Here is a 16,666-nt window from a genome sequence, read left to right as displayed (position 1 = left end):
TCCGGCGTTTTTTGAGGCCCTTGAAATGCTCAGTTTGAGCATAAGTGAGGTTCACATGGCTGACGGTTTCGCGCCTACCCTGGGGTCCTTGCCCTTCACGCCCGACATCGAAGCCCAGACCGCGGCGATGTGGGACAAGGTCAAGCATCACGTGACGCCTCTGGAATGGCGAACCCACGCGCCGCTGATCGCCGAGATCAACCGGCTGAAGCGCGAGAAGAACGCCGTCATCCTGGCCCATAACTACATGACGCCCGAGATCTTCCACGGCGTCGGCGACTTCGTCGGCGACAGCCTTGCCCTGGCCCGCGAGGCGGCCAAGTGCGACGCCGCCGTGATCGTCCAGGCCGGCGTGCACTTCATGGCCGAGACCAGCAAGGTGCTGGCCCCCGACAAGCGCGTGCTGATCCCCGACCTGCGGGCCGGCTGCAGCCTGGCCTCCTCGATCACCGGCGCCGACGTGCGGCTGATCAAGCAGCGCCACCCGGGCGTGCCGGTGGTCACCTATGTCAACACCACCGCCGATGTGAAGGCCGAGACCGACATCTGCTGCACCAGCGCCAACGCCGTGCAGGTGGTGGAGTGGGCCGCGCGCGAATGGGGCGTCGACAAGGTGATCCTGATCCCCGACGAGTTCCTGGCCCGCAACGTCGCCCGCCAGACGGCGGTGAAGATCATCGCCTGGGCCGGCCGCTGCGAGGTGCACGAGCGCTTCACCGCCCAGGACATCGCCGACATGCGCTTCGCCTGGCCCGAAGCCGAGATCCTGGCCCACCCCGAGTGTCCGGCCGAGATCCTGGAGGCCGCCGACTTCGCCGGCTCGACTGCGGCGATGAACGACTATGTGGCGCTGAGGAAGCCCAAGCAGGTGGTGCTGATCACCGAATGCTCGATGGCCTCCAACGTCCAGGCCGAAAGCCCGGGCACCCAGTTCATCGGCCCCTGCAACCTGTGCCCGCACATGAAGCGGATCAGCCTGCGGAACATCCACGACGCCCTGGTCCACGACCAGTACGAGGTGACGGTAGACCCGGCCGTCGCCCTGCGCGCCCGACTGGCCGTTCAGCGGATGATCGACTTGCCGCCGCCGCTGGTTCCGGCGCGGTACGACCTGGTGAAGGCCCAGCACCACGTGGATGTGGAGCTGATCTGATGGTTGCCATCACAAGAGAGAACGCCTGGGCTCTTGTGCGCGCCGACGCGAAAGTCGGTGAAAGATTGCAAACCTGGTCGGCGAAGAAGGGCGATTTAGATGTTTGGTTCACCGTCACCGAGTTGCACGACGACCATCTGTTTCTCATCGCCGATGGCAGCGAAAAGCCTCGTCGAATTTCAAATCGGACCTGCAGCAAACTCGGGGGCGTCTGGGATCAGTATTCAAGGGGTTTGACGCCACGCAAAGAGCTGCGAGGGCTGTCCTTCCATACGTCGTATGTCCTGGCGCTTCTGAATAGGGCGGCAAACGCATGACCGACCGCATCACCTTCGACGGCCCCGTGATCCTCGGGGCGGGCCTGGCGGGGCTGACCGCCGCTCTTGCCGCGACGCAAGCCGGCGGCAAGGCCCTGGTGCTGTCGCCCACGCCCTTGGCCACCGGCTGCTCCAGCGCCTGGGCCCAGGGCGGCATGGCCGCGGCCCTGTCGGACGAGGACGCCCCGGCCCTGCACGCCGCCGACACCCGCGCGGCCGGCGCGGGCCTGTGCGACCCGGCGGCGGTCGAGTTGCTGACCACCGAAGGCCCCGCCGCTGTCCGCGCCTTGGCCGCGCTGGGCGCCCCCTTCGACCGCAAGACCGACGGCGGTTTCGTGCTCAGCCTGGAAGCCGCCCACGCCAAGGCCCGGGTCGCCCGGGTCGGCGGCGACGGGGCCGGGGCGGCGATCATGGCCGCGGTCATCGCCGCCGTCCGCGCCGCGCCGACCATCGAGATCCGCGAGCACGCCCGCGCCCGACGGCTGCTCCAGGACGCGACCGGCCGCGTGGTCGGGCTGATCGCCGAGATCGACGGCGTCCTGATCGAGATTCTCGCCCCCGCGGTGATCCTGGCCACGGGCGGGGTGGGCGGTCTCTACGCCGTGACCACCACGCCCGCCGAGGTGCGCGGCGAAGGCCTGGGCCTGGCCGCCCTGGCCGGCGCCGAGATCGCCGATCCGGAGTTCGTGCAGTTCCACCCCACGGCCATCGACATCGGCCGCGACCCCGCCCCCCTGGCCACCGAGGCCCTGCGCGGCGAGGGGGCGATCCTGCGCAATGCAGACGGCCGCGCCTTCATGGCCGACTACCACCCGGCCCGGGAACTGGCCCCGCGCGACGTGGTGGCCCGGGCCATCCACGCCGAGCGCGCGGCGGGGCGCGGCGCCTTCCTCGACGCCACGGCGGCCGTCGGCGCCCACTTCCCACAGGAGTTCCCGGCCGTGTTCGCCGCCTGCGCGAGCGCCGGGATCGACCCGCGCGTCCAGCCGATCCCGGTGACCCCGGCCGTGCACTACCACATGGGCGGCGTGGCCACCGACCTGGACGGCCGCACCAGCCTGGACGGCCTGCTGGCCGCTGGGGAGTGCGCCAGCACGGGCGTGCACGGCGCCAACCGCCTGGCCTCCAACAGCCTTCTGGAAGCGGCGGTGTTCGGGGCCCGGGCCGGCCGGGCCGCTCGCGACCTGACGCCGGGCGGCGAACCGCTGGCCGCCCAGCCCGCCCCCGACCTGCCGGACGCCGCCCTCCAGACCCTTCGCCAGGCCATGAGCCGCGACGCCGGGGTGATCCGCGACGCCGACGGCCTGGCCCGCCTGGTCGCGGTGCTGGACGCCCTGGAGGCGGCCCACGGTCCCGCCCCTACCCTGGTCGCCGCCCAGCTGATCGCCCGCGCCGCCCTGGCCCGCCGGGAAAGCCGGGGGGGCCACTTCCGCGCCGACTTCCCCGCCACGGCCCTGCCGGAGCGGACCTTCGTCACCTTGCCTCCCCCCGAAGCCGGCTTGCGCTATGCCGCGGAATAGCGGCACATAACGGGAACGGAGACGTGACCATGACGGCGACGAACCCAGGCTTCGAGGAGCGCGGCGACTTCGCTTGGGACTTCGACGCGCCATGGGTCGATGAGCTGGGGCGCCGGGATTTCCTGTTCGACTTCGACCAGTTCGAACGGATGGAAGAAGCCGGAGTCTTCGAGGGTGTCGCGGGGCGCTTCGAACTGATCGAGGGGAAGATCATCCAGATGGCGCCGGCCTCAGCGGATCATGGCGAAGTCAGCATCAATGTCGGCGTCGCCATCAAGAACGCCACGCAGGCCGTCCTGGCGGTTCAAGAGTTCAAGGTGCTCGCGGGCTCCACCTTGCGCATCGACCCTCACAACGCCCCCCTGCCCGACGTGCTCGTCATCAACGCCGGCGCTTCCGAAAAATTCGCCCAGGCCGAGCAAGCCGTGCTGGCGGTCGAGGTCTCGATCGCGACCCGTCGCTACGATCTCAACGAGAAGAGCCGTCTTTACGCCCTGGCCGGCGTGCCGGAATACTGGGTGGTCGAACCCAAGGCGCGTCGCGTGACCATCTTCCGTGCCCCGCGGCCGGACGGGACATGGACCTCGACCGAGGCCTTCGACGGCGACGCCAGCGTCTCGCCGCTTTTCGCACCGGACTTTCACATTCCTCTGTCGGACCTGTTTTGACCTTGCTTTCCCCCCTGCCCGACCTGCTGGTCCGCCCGATCATCGACATGGCCCTGGCCGAGGACCTGGGCCGGGCCGGCGACATCACCGCCCAGGCCTGCATCGACCCCGACGCGAGGCTGTCGGTGGTCTGGGCCGCGCGCCAGGACGGCCGGGTGGCCGGCCTGTCCTGCGCCCGCCTGGCCCTGGCCGCCCTGGACCCCACGGCGTCGTTCGAGGTCGTCACCCCCGACGGCGCCGACGCAGCGCCCGGCGCGATCCTGGCCCGGGCCGAGGGCGACGCCCGCGCCGTTCTGGCCGCCGAGCGCACGGGGCTGAACCTGCTGGGCAAGCTGTCGGGCATCGCCACCCTGACCCGCGCCTATGTCCGCCTGGTCGAGGGCACGGGGGCGACCATCGTCGACACCCGCAAGACCACGCCCGGCCTGCGGGCCCTGGAGAAGTACGCCGTGCGCTGCGGCGGCGGGATCAACCACCGCTTCGGCCTGGACGACGCCATCCTGATCAAGGACAACCACGTCGCCGCTTGCGGCGGGGTGGGCGAGGCCGTCCGCCGGGCCCGCGCCTTCGCCGGCCACCTGGTCAAGGTCGAGGTGGAGGTCGATGGGCTCGACCAGCTGGAGGACGCGCTGAAGCACGGCCCCGACGTGGTCATGCTCGACAATTTCAGCCTCGACGACCTGAAGACCGCCGTCGCCCTGGCCAAGGGCCGGGCCGTTCTGGAGGCCTCGGGCGGCGTCAACCTGACGACCGTACGGGCCATCGCCGAGACCGGGGTCGAGGTGATCAGCGTCGGCGCCCTGACCCACTCGGCTCTGGTCATGGACATCGGCCTGGACGCGGTCTGAACCCAGCGCGCCCGTTGTCGGATCGCCCGAACGTCGCTAGACGCAAGGCGGGGCTTTAGGGGCGGGCATGGCGAAGACAAAGACGTATGTCGCGCGCGATCCGCGCGCGCTGGGCCGCGTGGTCGTGCTGTGGCTGTACGTGCGGCTGGCCGCGTCGGCCCTCAACATCATCGCCGACGTTCTCCAGCTTAGCGGCCTGTCGCGCTTCCCGTCCGATACGCCGGTGTCGATGTCCGAAACCCTGCCCGGCATGGAAACGGCCGACCTGGTCTCCGCCCTGACCGGTCTTGGCCTGGTGACGACCATGCTGGTCAGCAGCTTCCTGACGCTGAAATGGATCTACCGCGTCACCATGAACAGCCACACCCTGGCCAGCGACCTGAACGTGTCGCCGCCCTGGTCGATCGGCTGGTACTTCGTGCCCTTCGCCAACCTCTACAAGCCGTTCCAGGCCCTGAACGACGCCTGGTGCGTCAGCCTTTCGCCGTCGTCCTGGCGCGCGCAGGACACGCCGCCGATCCTGCGCTGGTGGTGGGGCCTGTGGATCGTCACCTCGACGCTCGACAACGCCAGCTTCCGCCTGCAGCTGCGCGCCAAGGCGGTCGGCACGGCGCTGTTCACCTCGGGCCTGGACCTGGTCAGCGACACCCTGTGGATCGCGCTTTGCCTGGTCCTGATCCGCATCGTTCGCCGCCTAAGCGCCCAGCAGTCCGACGCCCTGAGCACGAAGGCCTTCGACTGACCGACCGCGGGCGCCGCGACACGGCGCCCCAGGCCCCGTTGCGGCAGCGCTTTCTTAACCGCGTTCAGGCATAGGTTGAGGCGCCCGTCGCGTTGCGGGACAACGGGAGCGTGGCGGGCCTTGCAGCCAAGTCAGTACATCAATCTCGACAAGGCTCGGGCGTTGATCGTCGACGACAATCCACAGTCGCTCGACATCATCGTCGGCGTGCTGACCAGCTTCGGGCTGCGGAATGTCGTGCGCAAGGCCACCGGCCCGGAAGCCCAGGACGAGCTGAGATACCAGGCCTTCGACCTGATCCTGACCAACGACACCCTGCCGACCCTGGACGGCTACGACCTGACGCGATGGCTGCGCCGCGAGGCTGACGAGGCCCATCGCCACACGCCCGTGATCGTCGTCACCTCCCACACCCGCCGCGACCAGGTCGAGAAGGCCCGTGACTGCGGCGCCAATTTCATCATCGCCAAGCCGGTGTCCCCGGCCGTCATGCTGGAGCGCATCCTCTGGGTCGCCAAGGGCGACCGGCTGTTCATCGAATGCGAAGCCTATGCCGGGCCCGACCGTCGCTGGCGCAACCAGGGCCCGCCCGTGGAGTTCCCGGACGGCCGGCGCCGCGACGACAAGTCCATCGAACTGGGCGAGGTCGGGGGGCAGAACATGTCCCAGGACGAGCTGGACGCCCTCATCAAGCCGATGAGGTCGATCGCATGAGCGAAGTCAAAAAGAGTCGCATGAAATCGCGCCTGGGTCAGTTGATGACCGAGAAGGGCGGCATGTACGTGGCCGAGGCGCTCAAGCGCGCCGACGCCACGATGGAGACCCTGCGCGAGCCGTCGCTGACCGGCATCGACGCCTATATCGCCGCGCTGGACGGCTTGCTCGCTTCGGACCTGGATGACGCGGCCCGGATCGAGGCGCTGTACGCCCGGTCCAGCGACATCGTCAGCCTCAGCGGCGCCGAGCGCAACAAGGCCGTCCAGGTCGCCGCACGCTCGCTGTGCGACCTACTCGACGAGGCCGACGGTCTGACCCCTTCGGCCCTGGCCGGGGTCAAGGTGCATGTCGCCTCGATCAAGCTGCTGCACCGCGCGCCCGACAATCCCGCGCTCCACGCCCCCATCCTGCAAGGCCTGGCCAGCGTGCTGGAAAAGCGCCGCGGCGAGGGCAAGGGACAGGACTGACGCGGCGCGGAGCCTACCGCCTGCCCCGCAGCCACGGCGCCAGGCGGTCCTGCAGCGGCTGGTCAATATAGGTGTGGAACAGCCACGCCGCGCCCATGGCGATCGGGAACGAGGCCAGCCACATCAGCCACTGCCAGCCGATGCCGATCGGCACGGTCTCGATCAGCTTGTGCACCGCGCTCCAATAGATCACGCCCACGAAGATGTGGGTGATGAACAGGGCGAACGACAGCTTGGCCCCCTCCTCGATCCAGGCCCTGGGATGGCGCACCGGCAGCCGGCCCGCGCCCAGCACGATGGCGGCGATGGCGGCCAGGCAGGGCACGTCGAAGATCACCTCGTCGGGCAGGGCGTAGCGGTCCAGCGGCTGCATGAGCGCCAGCAGCAGGACGCCGCCGGCCAGCAGGGCCTTGGCGGCCTTCTCCGACGGCCAGTCCATCTCGACCGCCCGCGCCAGGCAGACGCCCAGGATGAACAGCGGCAAGGCCCGCACGACGCCGAAGCGGAACTGCAGGTCCGACAGGGCATGGTCGAACACGATCCGCGCCACCACCTCGCAGGCGGCGAAGGCCAGGGCGCCGATCAGCGGCAGGACCCACGGACGCCGCACCTTGTCGACGGCGCGCCACAGCCAGGGAAACACCGCGTAGCAGACGATCAGGGCCGACAGCGACCAGCTGGGCAGGTTCCAGCCGTCGCTGTTGAAGCCCCAGGCGTGGACCAGCAGGGCCTGGACCGGAAGCTGGTCCCAGGCGAAGCGCGAAGGCTTGTGGGCGTCGGTGCCCAGGGCGTTCAGCACCAGCACCAGCACGGCCATCATGGCCAGCACGATCAGGTGTCCCGGCCAGACCCGGCCCACCCGGCGCACCCAGAAGCGGCCGTGACTGATCCGTCCGGTCAAGGTCGAGGCGCCATAGGCCCGGCCCAGCACGTAGCCCGACAGCATCAGGAAGAAATCCGTGGCCAGGAAGCCGCGCGAGAACACCTGGCCGAAACGCTCGATGCGCATCGGGCCCTCGGCCCCGAAATGGTAGATGACGATCAGCAGCGAGGCGAGCAGCCGCAGCAGGTCCAGCGCGCCGCCGCGCGTGGCGATCCGGGAGGGACGCCGTCCGGCCGGCGCATCCGCGACCGGCATGGCCTCGGCGGCTTGCGGCGACTGGGGAGGGAGGGCGGAAGCGTTCACGATCCATCCGCCTTAACAAAGCCCGGCCCGAGGGGAAAGCACGCGCCGCGCGCATCAGCGAGACCAGACGACGCGAACGCCGGACTGTCGCCCAATGGCGACAGATCCGATCAGGCCCTGGTCTCCGCGAGGACGTAGATGCACGCGTCGATCTCGCCGTCGGCCGTCAGAACCGAGGCGATCACGCGCCGGTAGCCATCGCCCTCGAAGGCGTCCAGGCGAGACCAGTGTTCCGGCAGGTCGTCGGACTGGAACAGCTGGACGTCCAGTTCCGCGCCATCCTGGTCCAGGACCAGCCCGGGATAGCCCAGCGACGCCCCCCAGCCGGCCTCGACGAGCTTGCCGCGCACCCTCCCCCGGCTCCATTGGCCGCTGAGGGCGGCGAGCTGGTGGTGGTTGGGTCTGCCGGGCGCGAGAGTGCCGTAGGTCGCCAGGCGCGTCTCCGCGGCGATCGACATGGGAACCTCCAAGTTCGCTCGATCCGACAGCTAACCGATCGACGACGAGCGGGCCAGCGGTCGACGCCGATATTGCATCACGTCGGCGCAGGCTTATCTGTAACCATGAAAGTATCAGATTGGAGCCGCTCTCGATGCCCGCCCGCCTGCCCGTCCTGTTCCTCGGCCACGGCTCGCCGATGAACGCCATCGAGGACAACGCCTGGAGCCGCGCCTGGGCGGCGCTGGGGGCCGAGCTGCCGCGTCCGAAGGCCGTGCTGATGGTCAGCGCTCACTGGGAGACGCGCGGCGCCAGCGCGGTCAGCGCGGCCGAGCGCCCCGAGACCATCCATGACTTCGGCGGCTTTCCCCAGGCCCTGTTCGACGTGCGCTACGACGCCCCCGGCGATCCGGCCCTGGCCAACCGGGTGGCGCAGCTGCTGTCGCCCGATCCGGTCGTCCAGCACCCGACCCGGGGCCTGGACCACGGGGCGTGGGGCGTGCTGCGGCCGATGTATCCTCATGCCGACGTGCCGGTGGTGCAGCTCTCCCTGGACCGCGGCCGCCCCGACCGATGGCACTACGAGGCCGGCAAGCGCCTGGCCGCCCTGCGCGACGAGGGCGTGCTGATCGTCGGCAGCGGCGACATCGTCCACAACCTGCGGGCCGTCAACTTCCGCACCGGCGAGACTCCCGACTGGGCCCCGCGCTTCAACGATCGGGCCAAGGCCCTGATCGCGGCCGGGGACCACGACCCGCTGATCGACTGGCGGAGCCTGGGACCCGATGCCGACGCGGCGATCAACAGCGCCGAGCACTACCTGCCTCTGCTCTACGTTCTGGGCGCCCAGACGCCGGGCGAGCCGGTGTCGTTCTTCACCGACGCGGTGTTCGCGGCGGTCTCGATGACGAGCGTGCGGGTGGGGTAGATCGGACAGGGCCCACGCATCCTTTCGCCCGCCCGCCTGTTCTCCCCCGCATGACCTACCAACTGCATTACTGGCCCACGATCCAGGGACGCGGCGAGTTCGTGCGCCTGGCGCTGGAGGAGGCCGGCGCGGCCTATGTCGACGTGGGGCGCGGCGATCCCGACGCCGGCGGCGGCCAAGACGCCCTGATGGCCGACATGACGGGCCACGACCATCCGCCCTTCGCTCCGCCCTACCTGGTCGACGGCGACCTGCTGATCGGCCAGACGGCCAACATCCTGCTGCACCTGGGCCTGCGCCACGGCCTCGCGCCGCGCGACGAGGGCGGGCGGCTGTGGGTCAACCAGCTGCAGCTGACGATCGCCGACCTGGTGGCCGAGGCCCACGACGTCCACCATCCGGTGGGCATGGGCCTCTATTACGAGGACCAGAAGGACGAGGCCGCCCGCCGGGCCAAGGAGTTCCGCACCGGGCGGATGAAGAAGTACCTGGGCTGGTTCGAGACGGTGCTGGCGCGGGCGCCGCCAAAGATCAGAAATGGGGGCGGATGGCTGACGGGCCAGGCCCTGACCTATGCCGACCTGTCGCTGTTCCAGGCGGTGGAGGGCCTGCGCTACGCCTTTCCCCGCGCGATGAAGCGCCTGGAGCCCGGGCTGGGCCGGGTGATCGCCGTGCGCGACGCGGTGGCGAAGCGGCCGAACATCGCCGCCTACCTGACGTCGCCCCGCCGGATCCCCTTCAGCACCGAGGGGATCTTCCGGCGCTATCCGGAGCTGGATCCGGCCTAGGGTCTATCAGTTCAAGAGCGGGGAGCGCTCAAAATCCAAATCCGTTGTCATCCCGGAAGCCTCGCAGAGGCTTGCGGTTCACCTGGGTCCCGGACAAGCGCTGCGCGCTTTCCGGGATGACAACAGGAACCAGAACAGGCCCTAGCTCGACGGCGTCGTCCGCGCCGCCATGTCCACCCGCCGCCAGGTCTGCGACTTGCACAGGAAGCCGCCGATCAGGCAGCCCTTGGCCTTCATGGTGGTGGCGTCGGGGAAGTCGGCCGTGCCGTTGAAGTTCATGTTGAGGTCGGGCACGAACACCTTGCCCTTCCAGCTGCCGTTCTTCTGCAGCTGGAAATCGCGCAGCAGCTGCAGGCCGACCAGCTCGGGCGTGCCGCCCTTCTTGGCGTCGGCCTTGGCCTCGTCATTGGCCCAGACCACGACGCCGCAGGCGCGGCCGCCGCCACAGGGCTTGATCTCGACATGGACGCTGTTCTTGGGATTGCGCCAGACGCCGTAGGTGAACGGCACGTCCTGGGCCGAGGCGGGCGAAACGGCCGCCAGGCCAGCCGCCAGACCAGCGGCGGCGGTCAGCCCGACGAGAAACGACTTGATCCGACGCATTCACGATCTCTCCGCTTGAGAGCTTTGTGGGGCAGGTTCGTGTCCGGATCAAGTCTGGGCGGTCCGGCCGGGAGGCCCAAGCCCCCGCTAAAGGCAGGCGGTTTGCGACACGACGGCGTCGACCCGGGTCAGCCGGCCCGCCGCGTCGACCGACCAGTCCACCTTGACAGCCTCGTTGCAGGGCAGGCCGTTGACCTGCCTGTCGGCCGTCCTGGCGCGCGCGTCCACGGCGAAGCGGTTCTTCTCCAGCCAGGCCGTCAGATCGCGTTCCGGCGTCCCGGCGGGGAACCGGTGATGGAAGCGCGCGGCCGAGGCGGGCACGTCCCACTCGGCGTCCTTCAGCAGCGCCGGACGATGTTCGGCGGTCAGGATCGCGACGATCAGCGCGATCCCTTGCCAGTTGGCGATCAGCAGCGCCGCCGCGAACACGCCGGCCAGCACTGCGACGAAGCGCGCGACGTCGCCCTTCTCGGATTTCCGCTCGCTGGTCCCCGCCATGGATCGAGCATGACCGTGGGCCGGTCGTTCCGCAACCTCTAGGCGCCCCGCGCCAGCGCCGCGCCCGCCTTGCGCGCCGCCGCCCAGCGCTCGTCCATGCCGCGGCCGTAGATCCCCTGGACGCGCTCCAGCACGGCCGGCGGAGCGGTCTCGGGGCGGCCGGCGTGGAACGGCGGGTCGGGGGCGTATTCCACCGCCAGCTGGATGGCCTGGGCGGTCTCGTCGCCGGCGATCTCGGCCACGACGGTCAGGGCGAAGTCGATGCCGGCCGTCACGCCGCCGCCGGTGAAGACATTGCCGTCGCGCGCCACCCGGGCCGGGTCGGGCGTCGCGCCGAACAACGCCAGCTGGTCGCGCCAGGCCCAGTGACAGGCCGCACGCTTGCCCTGCAGCAACCCGGCCGCGCCCAGCAGCAGCGAGCCCGTGCAGACCGAGGTCACGTAGCGCGCGCCGGCCGCCAGCCGTCGCAGCTGGGCCAGAAAGGCTTCATCGGCCATCGCCTGGGTCACGCCGAAGCCGCCGGGCACGCACAGCAGGTCGCAGCGCTCGATGTCGGCCAGCCGCGCCACCCGGCTGAACACCAAGCCCTCGGCCTCGATCTCGCCGCCCGCCTCGCTGGCGATCACCACCTGGGCGCCGGGCAGGCGGCTGAGGATCTGGTGCGGACCGGTGAAGTCCAGGTGGGTGACATCGGGAAACAGGGCGAAGACGATGTGGAACGGCGGTGGTTTCGGCATGGGAGCCCTCCTGTTGACGCCGGAGCATCGCTCGCCTAGCGTCCGGCACAAATGACATAGTTCCCTCGAAATCCGCCAAACCGAAAGACAGCGCCATGGTCCGCGACATCGGTTTTCTGATCTTCCCGGACTTCCAGTTGCTGGACGCGGCGGGGCCGATCGCGGCGTTCGAGATCGCCGACCGGTTCGCGCCCGGCGCCTATCGCCTGCATGTCCTGGCCCGCGCGCCAGGGAGAGTGGCCAGCTCGTCCGGGGCGGCGATGTATGCGGAGACCTTCGACGACGCGCCGCCGCTGGACACCCTGATCGTCTCCGGCGGCGAGGGCACGCGGTCCCCGGCGATCTGCGAGGCGACCCTGGCCTTCGCCCGCGCGACGTTCCACACCGCCCGCCGCACGGCCAGCGTCTGTTCGGGGACCTATGTCCTGGCCGCGGCCGGCCTGCTGGACGGCCGACGGGCGACGACGCACTGGCGGCGCTCGAAGGACTTCCAGCGGCGCTATCCGGCCGTGCGGCTGGAGCCCGACCGGATCTTCGTCCAGGACGGGCCGCTATGGAGCTCGGCCGGCATCACCGCCGGCATCGACATGGCCCTGGCGATGATCGGCGCGGACCTGGGCGAAGACATCGCCCGCGGCGTCGCCCAGCAGTTGGTGGTCTATCATCGCCGCCCAGGCGGCCAGTCGCAGTTCTCGGCCTTGCTGGAGATGCAGGGCGGACGGTTCGACGACCTGCTGGCCTGGGCGCGCGAGAACCTGGCCCTGCCCCTGACCGTCGACCAGCTGGCCCAGCAGGCGGCGATGAGCCCGCGCAACTTCGCCCGGCTGTTCGCCGTCGAGACGGGGACCACCCCGGCCAAGGCGGTCGAGCGCCTGCGCGTCGAGGCCGCCCGCGCCCTGCTCGACAGCCAGCCCCTGCAGGTCGAAGACGTGGCCCTGGAGACCGGCTTCGGCGACCCGGAACGCATGCGCCGAGCCTTCCTGCGGGCGTTCGGGCAGCCGCCCCAGGCGCTGCGGCGGACGGCGCGGTCGATACGCCCCGCGCTTGAGACGAGCCCTGGCCCGTCCTGACGGCCAAGCTAGGCTATCTTGAAGTCACCGGAGCCGATGATGGTCAGCATCTCGCACGAAACCCACGAACAAACCGAACGTCGCCTGCTCGCCGTGACCTCCCAGGCACGGCTGCAGACCTATGAGGGCGGCTACGCCTTCCTGGAGTTTCCGTTGGCCGAATTCCCAAAGGCGGTCCGCGCCGACGCCCTGGCTCTGGTTCGCGACGACATGGTCTGGAGCCAGCTCGTGCCCTGCGACGACCCGACCGAAGAGCGCTTTGGCCTGTTCCGCGTCCATTTTCCGGCTGGCGCGGACAATAGCGGCTTTGTCGGCTGGCTGGCCAGCCGGCTGAAGCAGCGGTTCGGGACCGGTCTGTTCGTCACCTGCGGGCAGAACCGGAAGGACGGCGGCATCTTCGACTATTGGGGCGTGCCCATCGCCCTGGCGGCGGAGGTCATCGCCGAGGTCGAACGACTTGTCGCGGGGAGCCCGGATAAATCAGCCCGGTCCGCGACTGCTCCCCCGCCTAGCCCCGCTCCGCCGCCATCCGCGCCACCTGGGCCTTGAGGATCTCCAGCGTCTCGGTGTTGCAGCGCAGGATCTGAACCATCTCGGTCTCGCGCAGGGCGTCCAGCTTGTCGTGCAGGCGCATGATCTCCAGCTCGGCGCGCAGGTTGACCACATAGTCGTGCTCGGCGTTCAGTCGGTCCTTCGTGGCCTGGCGGTTCTGGCTCATCATGATCACCGGCGCCTGGATCGCGGCCACGGTCGACAGGATCAGGTTGAGGAAGATGAACGGATAGGGATCGAACGACAGGTGGAAGGGCTTCAGCCCGACGTTCAGCGCGATCCACAGCGCCAGGCAGGCGCAGAAGCCGCCGATGAAGGCCCAGGAGCCGCCGATCGCCGCGACGCGGTCGGCCAGCCGGTCCCAGAAGGTTCGGTCGTCCACCAGAAGCGCCTTGTTGAGCCCCGTCGGAGCCTCGGCGGCGATCAGGTCGATGACGCTCTTCTGAACCGCCGTCAGATCGCCATAGGGCGTGGCCAGCAGGTCGCGCGACAGCTGGTCGAGGCGTTGGTCGGGGGTCATGGGCGGCTCGTCCGTGAAGGTTTGTAAAAGATATGTCTTCCAAAGGCCGGAGGAAGTCTTGGGCGATTGACGCCAATCTTCGCCGGAGCGAGGTTGCCGGGTCGGCTCGTCGACACAACAGAGAGTCTCAAGGAGCGCCCATGGCTCACAAGTTCCAGATCAAGAAGAACAAGGCCGGCGAGTTCGTCGCCTACTTCGTCTACAACAGCGAGACCATCTTCTGGACCGAGGGCTACGCCTCGAAGGCCTCGGCCAAGAACGCCATCGAATCGATCAAGAAGAACGGCCCGGACGCCGAGATCGACGACCAGACGGACTAAGGCGCGCGCGGAGCCCCTCCGGCCCTGTCGGAGGGGCCCCGCGCCCCAAACCCTTGACCGAGCCTCCCTCCCGGGTTTCTGATCGGCGATAACCAACAAGAACGGGAGGGGTGTGATGGGTTCGGCAGGGAGCCGCAAGGCCGTCTTCATCACCGGGGCCGCCAGCGGCATCGGCCTGGCCAGCGCCAAGCGCTTCGTCGCCGAGGGCTGGTTCGTCGGCCTGTCCGACATCAATGCGGCGGGCCTGAAGGCCGCCCTCGCCGTGATCGGCCCCGACAACGGCGCCGCCTTCCAGCTGGACGTCCGCGACCGCGCCGCCTGGACCGCGTCCCTGGCCGACTTCGTCAAGCTGACCGACGGTCGCCTGGACGTGCTGCTCAACAACGCCGGGGTGGCCCGGTTCGGGCCGTTCGACAGCCACGAGGACGCCGAGGTCGACCTGCAGCTGGACATCAACGTCAGGGGCGTGATCAACGGGGCCCGCGCCGCCCTGCCCTGGCTGAAGGCCACGCGGGGCTCGCGGCTGATCAACATCTCGTCCTGCGCGGGCCTGTACGGCTCGCCCGGCCTGGCGATCTATTCCGCCACCAAGTTCGCGGTGCGGGGCCTGTCCGAGGCCCTGGATGTCGAATGGAAGCCGTACGGCGTCAGCGTCGCCTGCGTGATGCCGTGGTTCGTGGAGACGCCTATCCTCAACGCCGGCGCGCCGGGATCGAACCAGAACATGGCCGACGTCCTGCGAAGCGATGGCCTGCCGGTCTATTCCGTGGAGGACGCCGCCGAAGTGATCTGGCGCGCCGTCCACGGCAAGGACCTGCACTATTTCGTGGGCAAGCGGGCCCGGCAGTTGCGCTTCGCCAGCAGCCACATGCCCGGCGCGGTCAGGAAGCAGCTCCGCTCGCGACCGGTCCTCCAGCAGCCTTGACCGCGTCGCCCGCGGGGGACGAGGCCTTGGTCGGGTGCATGGCGGGGGCGGAGGCCGGCTCGGAGACCGGACCCAGCGGGCCGCCCATGCCGCCGGCGACGGTGGCGGGCTTGTCGGGCGAGGAGACCACCACCGCGCTGGCCAGCTGGATCGGCGCGGGCTTGCCGTCGGCGGTGGTCCCGCCCAGCTGGGTGGGCGGTAGGCTGGCCAGGGTGATGACCGGCAGCTCGTCGGCCGTCGACGGGCGCGGCGTGCGGCTGAAGGCGTCCGGAGCGCCCGAACGACCGCCGAAGCGGTAGAACACGTGCATGCCCACCTGGGCGACCCGCAGCAGACGCGGCCCCCAGCCCGGCGCGACGCCGGTGGTGTGGAAGTGGGTGGCGGCCCCGACCTCGTTCATCACGGCGCCCGAAAGCGCGCGGGCGGCGACCTTCTGGGCGCGTCTCCAGGCGCCGGGCTCGCGCGAGCGACGCATCGAGCCGTCGCAGGCGAAGCTGAACTGGCAGCCGCTGTGGGCGTAGGCCCCCTGGAACACCACGCCGCAGATCGATTTCGGGAACGAAGGATGGCGAACGCGGTTTAGAACCACTTGAGCCACGGCCGCCTGGCCGCTCGGGGTCTCGCCGCGGGCCTCGTAATAGACCGCCTCGGAAAGGCACTCGAGTTCACGCGAGCTTTCCAGGGCGTTGGTCAGGCGGAAGGGCGCGACGGCCGGATTGAACGGCCCGCCGAAGCTGGCGCGGAGCAGCAGTGGCTGGCGCTTTGAATCGGACTGCTGGCGCTGTTCGAGGCGCTCGACCAGCAGCGCCGACTGCCGGTCGCGCTGGGCGCCGCCGGCGACGGTGTAGGGGTCGTGGCGACGGGCGATGGCGAGGGCGCTGGCGTCCATCCGCGACGCGGCCTGATACAGCGCCGCGTCGGAGAAATTCCCCTCGGCGCCGTCGGCCAGGCGAGAAACGCGAGCGTGCTGACTGGCGGCCTGGGCCATGCCCCCCGCAAGGTAAACGCCGCCGAGGGCCAGACCCGTGGCCGACCCAACCAATACGGCGCCGATCAGCGCGCGCGCGTCTGCGCACGTCTGCGACTTGATATTCAAAACTCGTGTCCTGCGCGGCGAGGGCGGTCCGCCCCCCGACAAAAACGCCCTCAAAGACCCGGAAAAAACACTGTCGGGCAGCTCTGAAAGCGGAGGTTCGGCCGGTTCACGATAGTGGCCGAAGTCCTGCTTATGACCGCCTTATGACGCATCCCGCCACGAGTCGCAAGCGCACGCGGCGCCGCAGCCTGAATTTTGGCCGCTCGTCCGACAGATGGAGTGGTTAATTCTTTGATTCTAACGAAAAAACGCGACAGTCCCGAAATTCCGCTTCGTGGTGAATATTCACCGCTCGGGATAGACTTCCGCCGCGCCGCTCTCAACGGAACCCGAGGCCCACGCCATCGTTACTCTAGCGGACAGATGTAATTGTCCTGGAGGACATAATGACTGCTCTGCGCTGGGTTCCGCTGTGGGTTGCGGTGGCGTTAAGCCTGTCGGCTTGCGGACACGACATGGAGCAGCGCGCGGCCAGCGGGGCCCTCGCCGGAGCGGTGGTCGCGGGCCCCGTCGGCGCCGTGGTGGGCGCCGGCGCCGGGGCGGTGGTCAACACCGTCGCGAAGTAGGATCCAG

The 16,666-nt window shown here is 69.6% G+C and carries 22 protein-coding genes; 15 read left to right on the top strand and 7 right to left on the bottom strand.

Translation table 11 applies throughout. The features are described from left to right. Window positions 1–55 precede the first annotated feature (55 nt). The 8 genes from nadA to AC07NX_RS13705 all read left to right on the top strand — a co-directional run bounded on the left by nadA (window position 56) and on the right by AC07NX_RS13705 (window position 6,432). Complete coding sequence (gene nadA / locus AC07NX_RS13740) at window positions 56–1,153, top strand: quinolinate synthase NadA (protein ID WP_494642463.1); 1,098 nt, start codon at window positions 56–58, stop codon at window positions 1,151–1,153. Next, complete coding sequence (locus AC07NX_RS13735; protein WP_494642462.1) at window positions 1,153–1,470, top strand: hypothetical protein; 318 nt, start codon at window positions 1,153–1,155, stop codon at window positions 1,468–1,470. The genes nadA and AC07NX_RS13735 overlap by 1 nt, the downstream gene beginning before the upstream one ends. Further along, a complete protein-coding gene (locus tag AC07NX_RS13730) occupies window positions 1,467–2,990 on the top strand; it encodes an L-aspartate oxidase (protein ID WP_494642460.1) in 1,524 nt (507 codons plus the stop codon). The genes AC07NX_RS13735 and AC07NX_RS13730 overlap by 4 nt, the downstream gene beginning before the upstream one ends. Window positions 2,991–3,019: 29 nt before the next feature. Beyond that, window positions 3,020–3,658: a Uma2 family endonuclease gene (locus AC07NX_RS13725; RefSeq protein WP_494642459.1), complete on the top strand. Its 639-nt coding sequence runs from the start codon at window positions 3,020–3,022 to the stop codon at window positions 3,656–3,658. Between the two features lie 47 nt (window positions 3,659–3,705). Beyond that, the gene (gene nadC / locus AC07NX_RS13720; RefSeq protein WP_494642498.1) at window positions 3,706–4,506 is read left to right on the top strand and encodes a carboxylating nicotinate-nucleotide diphosphorylase; all 801 of its coding nucleotides are present in this window, start codon (window positions 3,706–3,708) and stop codon (window positions 4,504–4,506) included. A gap of 67 nt (window positions 4,507–4,573) precedes the next feature. Next, window positions 4,574–5,248 carry a DUF4328 domain-containing protein gene (locus AC07NX_RS13715; protein WP_494642457.1) on the top strand — a complete coding sequence of 225 codons (675 nt, stop codon included), beginning with the start codon at window positions 4,574–4,576 and terminating at the stop codon, window positions 5,246–5,248. A gap of 120 nt (window positions 5,249–5,368) precedes the next feature. After that, window positions 5,369–5,962 carry a response regulator gene (locus AC07NX_RS13710; RefSeq protein WP_494642456.1) on the top strand — a complete coding sequence of 198 codons (594 nt, stop codon included), beginning with the start codon at window positions 5,369–5,371 and terminating at the stop codon, window positions 5,960–5,962. Continuing rightward, window positions 5,959–6,432 (top strand): hypothetical protein, encoded by a 474-nt coding sequence (locus AC07NX_RS13705; protein ID WP_494642455.1) that lies wholly within the window; start codon window positions 5,959–5,961, stop codon window positions 6,430–6,432. The genes AC07NX_RS13710 and AC07NX_RS13705 overlap by 4 nt, the downstream gene beginning before the upstream one ends. A 13-nt stretch (window positions 6,433–6,445) precedes the next feature. Here the strand turns inward: AC07NX_RS13705 and AC07NX_RS13700 are convergent, their stop codons facing one another. Together AC07NX_RS13700 and AC07NX_RS13695 are read right to left on the bottom strand one after the other, a co-directional pair. Beyond that, window positions 6,446–7,570: an acyltransferase family protein gene (locus tag AC07NX_RS13700; protein WP_494642497.1), complete on the bottom strand. Its 1,125-nt coding sequence runs from the start codon at window positions 7,568–7,570 to the stop codon at window positions 6,446–6,448. Window positions 7,571–7,728: 158 nt separating this feature from the next. Next, window positions 7,729–8,076 carry a gamma-glutamylcyclotransferase family protein gene (locus AC07NX_RS13695; RefSeq protein ID WP_494642453.1) on the bottom strand — a complete coding sequence of 116 codons (348 nt, stop codon included), beginning with the start codon at window positions 8,074–8,076 and terminating at the stop codon, window positions 7,729–7,731. A gap of 134 nt (window positions 8,077–8,210) precedes the next feature. Here AC07NX_RS13695 and ygiD point away from each other — a divergent pair, with 134 nt between their 5' ends. Next, window positions 8,211–8,984: a 4,5-DOPA-extradiol-dioxygenase gene (gene ygiD, locus AC07NX_RS13690; protein WP_494642452.1), complete on the top strand. Its 774-nt coding sequence runs from the start codon at window positions 8,211–8,213 to the stop codon at window positions 8,982–8,984. Window positions 8,985–9,034: 50 nt separating this feature from the next. Continuing rightward, on the top strand, window positions 9,035–9,772 hold the full coding sequence (locus AC07NX_RS13685; protein WP_494642451.1) for a glutathione S-transferase: 738 nt from the start codon (window positions 9,035–9,037) through the stop codon (window positions 9,770–9,772). Between the two features lie 141 nt (window positions 9,773–9,913). On the opposite strand, the gene AC07NX_RS13680 is transcribed toward AC07NX_RS13685, so the two are convergent. From AC07NX_RS13680 to AC07NX_RS13670, 3 genes are all read right to left on the bottom strand, one after another. Then, entirely contained in the window at window positions 9,914–10,375 is a 462-nt protein-coding gene (locus tag AC07NX_RS13680; protein ID WP_494642449.1) for a DUF2147 domain-containing protein, read from the bottom strand. A gap of 87 nt (window positions 10,376–10,462) precedes the next feature. Further along, the gene (locus tag AC07NX_RS13675; protein ID WP_494642447.1) at window positions 10,463–10,873 is read right to left on the bottom strand and encodes a hypothetical protein; all 411 of its coding nucleotides are present in this window, start codon (window positions 10,871–10,873) and stop codon (window positions 10,463–10,465) included. 38 nt (window positions 10,874–10,911) lie between these two features. Continuing rightward, window positions 10,912–11,610: a DJ-1/PfpI family protein gene (locus AC07NX_RS13670; protein WP_494642445.1), complete on the bottom strand. Its 699-nt coding sequence runs from the start codon at window positions 11,608–11,610 to the stop codon at window positions 10,912–10,914. Between the two features lie 95 nt (window positions 11,611–11,705). Between AC07NX_RS13670 and AC07NX_RS13665 the strand changes: the two genes are divergently transcribed. Further along, window positions 11,706–12,680 carry a GlxA family transcriptional regulator gene (locus AC07NX_RS13665; protein ID WP_494642443.1) on the top strand — a complete coding sequence of 325 codons (975 nt, stop codon included), beginning with the start codon at window positions 11,706–11,708 and terminating at the stop codon, window positions 12,678–12,680. Window positions 12,681–12,719: 39 nt separating this feature from the next. Further along, window positions 12,720–13,229 (top strand): DUF6196 family protein, encoded by a 510-nt coding sequence (locus AC07NX_RS13660; protein ID WP_494642442.1) that lies wholly within the window; start codon window positions 12,720–12,722, stop codon window positions 13,227–13,229. On the opposite strand, the gene AC07NX_RS13655 is transcribed toward AC07NX_RS13660, so the two are convergent. Further along, window positions 13,189–13,752 (bottom strand): DUF1003 domain-containing protein, encoded by a 564-nt coding sequence (locus AC07NX_RS13655; RefSeq protein ID WP_494642440.1) that lies wholly within the window; start codon window positions 13,750–13,752, stop codon window positions 13,189–13,191. The genes AC07NX_RS13660 and AC07NX_RS13655 overlap by 41 nt on opposite strands. A 140-nt stretch (window positions 13,753–13,892) precedes the next feature. Here AC07NX_RS13655 and AC07NX_RS13650 point away from each other — a divergent pair, with 140 nt between their 5' ends. Both AC07NX_RS13650 and AC07NX_RS13645 read left to right on the top strand, forming a co-directional pair. Beyond that, the gene (locus AC07NX_RS13650) at window positions 13,893–14,072 is read left to right on the top strand and encodes a YegP family protein (protein ID WP_035074511.1); all 180 of its coding nucleotides are present in this window, start codon (window positions 13,893–13,895) and stop codon (window positions 14,070–14,072) included. 115 nt (window positions 14,073–14,187) lie between these two features. Further along, window positions 14,188–14,997, top strand: a complete 810-nt coding sequence (locus tag AC07NX_RS13645) for an SDR family oxidoreductase (RefSeq protein ID WP_494642438.1) — start codon at window positions 14,188–14,190, stop codon at window positions 14,995–14,997. Here AC07NX_RS13645 and AC07NX_RS13640 read toward each other — a convergent pair. Further along, window positions 14,954–16,093 carry a cell wall hydrolase gene (locus AC07NX_RS13640; protein ID WP_494642436.1) on the bottom strand — a complete coding sequence of 380 codons (1,140 nt, stop codon included), beginning with the start codon at window positions 16,091–16,093 and terminating at the stop codon, window positions 14,954–14,956. The two genes, AC07NX_RS13645 and AC07NX_RS13640, sit on opposite strands and share 44 nt — an antisense overlap. A 386-nt stretch (window positions 16,094–16,479) precedes the next feature. Between AC07NX_RS13640 and AC07NX_RS13635 the strand changes: the two genes are divergently transcribed. Then, on the top strand, window positions 16,480–16,659 hold the full coding sequence (locus AC07NX_RS13635; RefSeq protein ID WP_494642435.1) for a hypothetical protein: 180 nt from the start codon (window positions 16,480–16,482) through the stop codon (window positions 16,657–16,659). Window positions 16,660–16,666 lie beyond the last annotated feature (7 nt).

It is taken from the genome of Caulobacter sp. GW821-FHT09A05, assembly GCF_059418465.1.
Note: the sequence above shows the minus strand (reverse complement) of the source record. Positions and strands in the feature narration are given on the sequence as shown.

Excerpts from the sequence above, each read along its gene's own strand:
- AC07NX_RS13675 (WP_494642447.1), bottom strand. The coding sequence starts at position 10,873 with ATGGCGGGGACCAGCGAGCGGAAATCCGAGAAGGGCGACGTCGCGCGC.
- AC07NX_RS13735 (WP_494642462.1), top strand. The coding sequence starts at position 1,153 with ATGGTTGCCATCACAAGAGAGAACGCCTGGGCTCTTGTGCGCGCCGAC.
- AC07NX_RS13635 (WP_494642435.1), top strand. The coding sequence starts at position 16,480 with ATGACTGCTCTGCGCTGGGTTCCGCTGTGGGTTGCGGTGGCGTTAAGC.
- nadC (WP_494642498.1), top strand. The coding sequence starts at position 3,706 with ATGGCCCTGGCCGAGGACCTGGGCCGGGCCGGCGACATCACCGCCCAG.
- AC07NX_RS13660 (WP_494642442.1), top strand. The coding sequence starts at position 12,720 with ATGGTCAGCATCTCGCACGAAACCCACGAACAAACCGAACGTCGCCTG.
- AC07NX_RS13700 (WP_494642497.1), bottom strand. The coding sequence starts at position 7,570 with ATGCCGGTCGCGGATGCGCCGGCCGGACGGCGTCCCTCCCGGATCGCC.
- AC07NX_RS13665 (WP_494642443.1), top strand. The coding sequence starts at position 11,706 with ATGGTCCGCGACATCGGTTTTCTGATCTTCCCGGACTTCCAGTTGCTG.
- AC07NX_RS13725 (WP_494642459.1), top strand. The coding sequence starts at position 3,020 with ATGACGGCGACGAACCCAGGCTTCGAGGAGCGCGGCGACTTCGCTTGG.
- ygiD (WP_494642452.1), top strand. The coding sequence starts at position 8,211 with ATGCCCGCCCGCCTGCCCGTCCTGTTCCTCGGCCACGGCTCGCCGATG.
- AC07NX_RS13695 (WP_494642453.1), bottom strand. The coding sequence starts at position 8,076 with ATGTCGATCGCCGCGGAGACGCGCCTGGCGACCTACGGCACTCTCGCG.
- nadA (WP_494642463.1), top strand. The coding sequence starts at position 56 with ATGGCTGACGGTTTCGCGCCTACCCTGGGGTCCTTGCCCTTCACGCCC.
- AC07NX_RS13705 (WP_494642455.1), top strand. The coding sequence starts at position 5,959 with ATGAGCGAAGTCAAAAAGAGTCGCATGAAATCGCGCCTGGGTCAGTTG.
- AC07NX_RS13685 (WP_494642451.1), top strand. The coding sequence starts at position 9,035 with ATGACCTACCAACTGCATTACTGGCCCACGATCCAGGGACGCGGCGAG.
- AC07NX_RS13730 (WP_494642460.1), top strand. The coding sequence starts at position 1,467 with ATGACCGACCGCATCACCTTCGACGGCCCCGTGATCCTCGGGGCGGGC.
- AC07NX_RS13680 (WP_494642449.1), bottom strand. The coding sequence starts at position 10,375 with ATGCGTCGGATCAAGTCGTTTCTCGTCGGGCTGACCGCCGCCGCTGGT.
- AC07NX_RS13715 (WP_494642457.1), top strand. The coding sequence starts at position 4,574 with ATGGCGAAGACAAAGACGTATGTCGCGCGCGATCCGCGCGCGCTGGGC.
- AC07NX_RS13655 (WP_494642440.1), bottom strand. The coding sequence starts at position 13,752 with ATGACCCCCGACCAACGCCTCGACCAGCTGTCGCGCGACCTGCTGGCC.
- AC07NX_RS13645 (WP_494642438.1), top strand. The coding sequence starts at position 14,188 with ATGGGTTCGGCAGGGAGCCGCAAGGCCGTCTTCATCACCGGGGCCGCC.
- AC07NX_RS13670 (WP_494642445.1), bottom strand. The coding sequence starts at position 11,610 with ATGCCGAAACCACCGCCGTTCCACATCGTCTTCGCCCTGTTTCCCGAT.
- AC07NX_RS13650 (WP_035074511.1), top strand. The coding sequence starts at position 13,893 with ATGGCTCACAAGTTCCAGATCAAGAAGAACAAGGCCGGCGAGTTCGTC.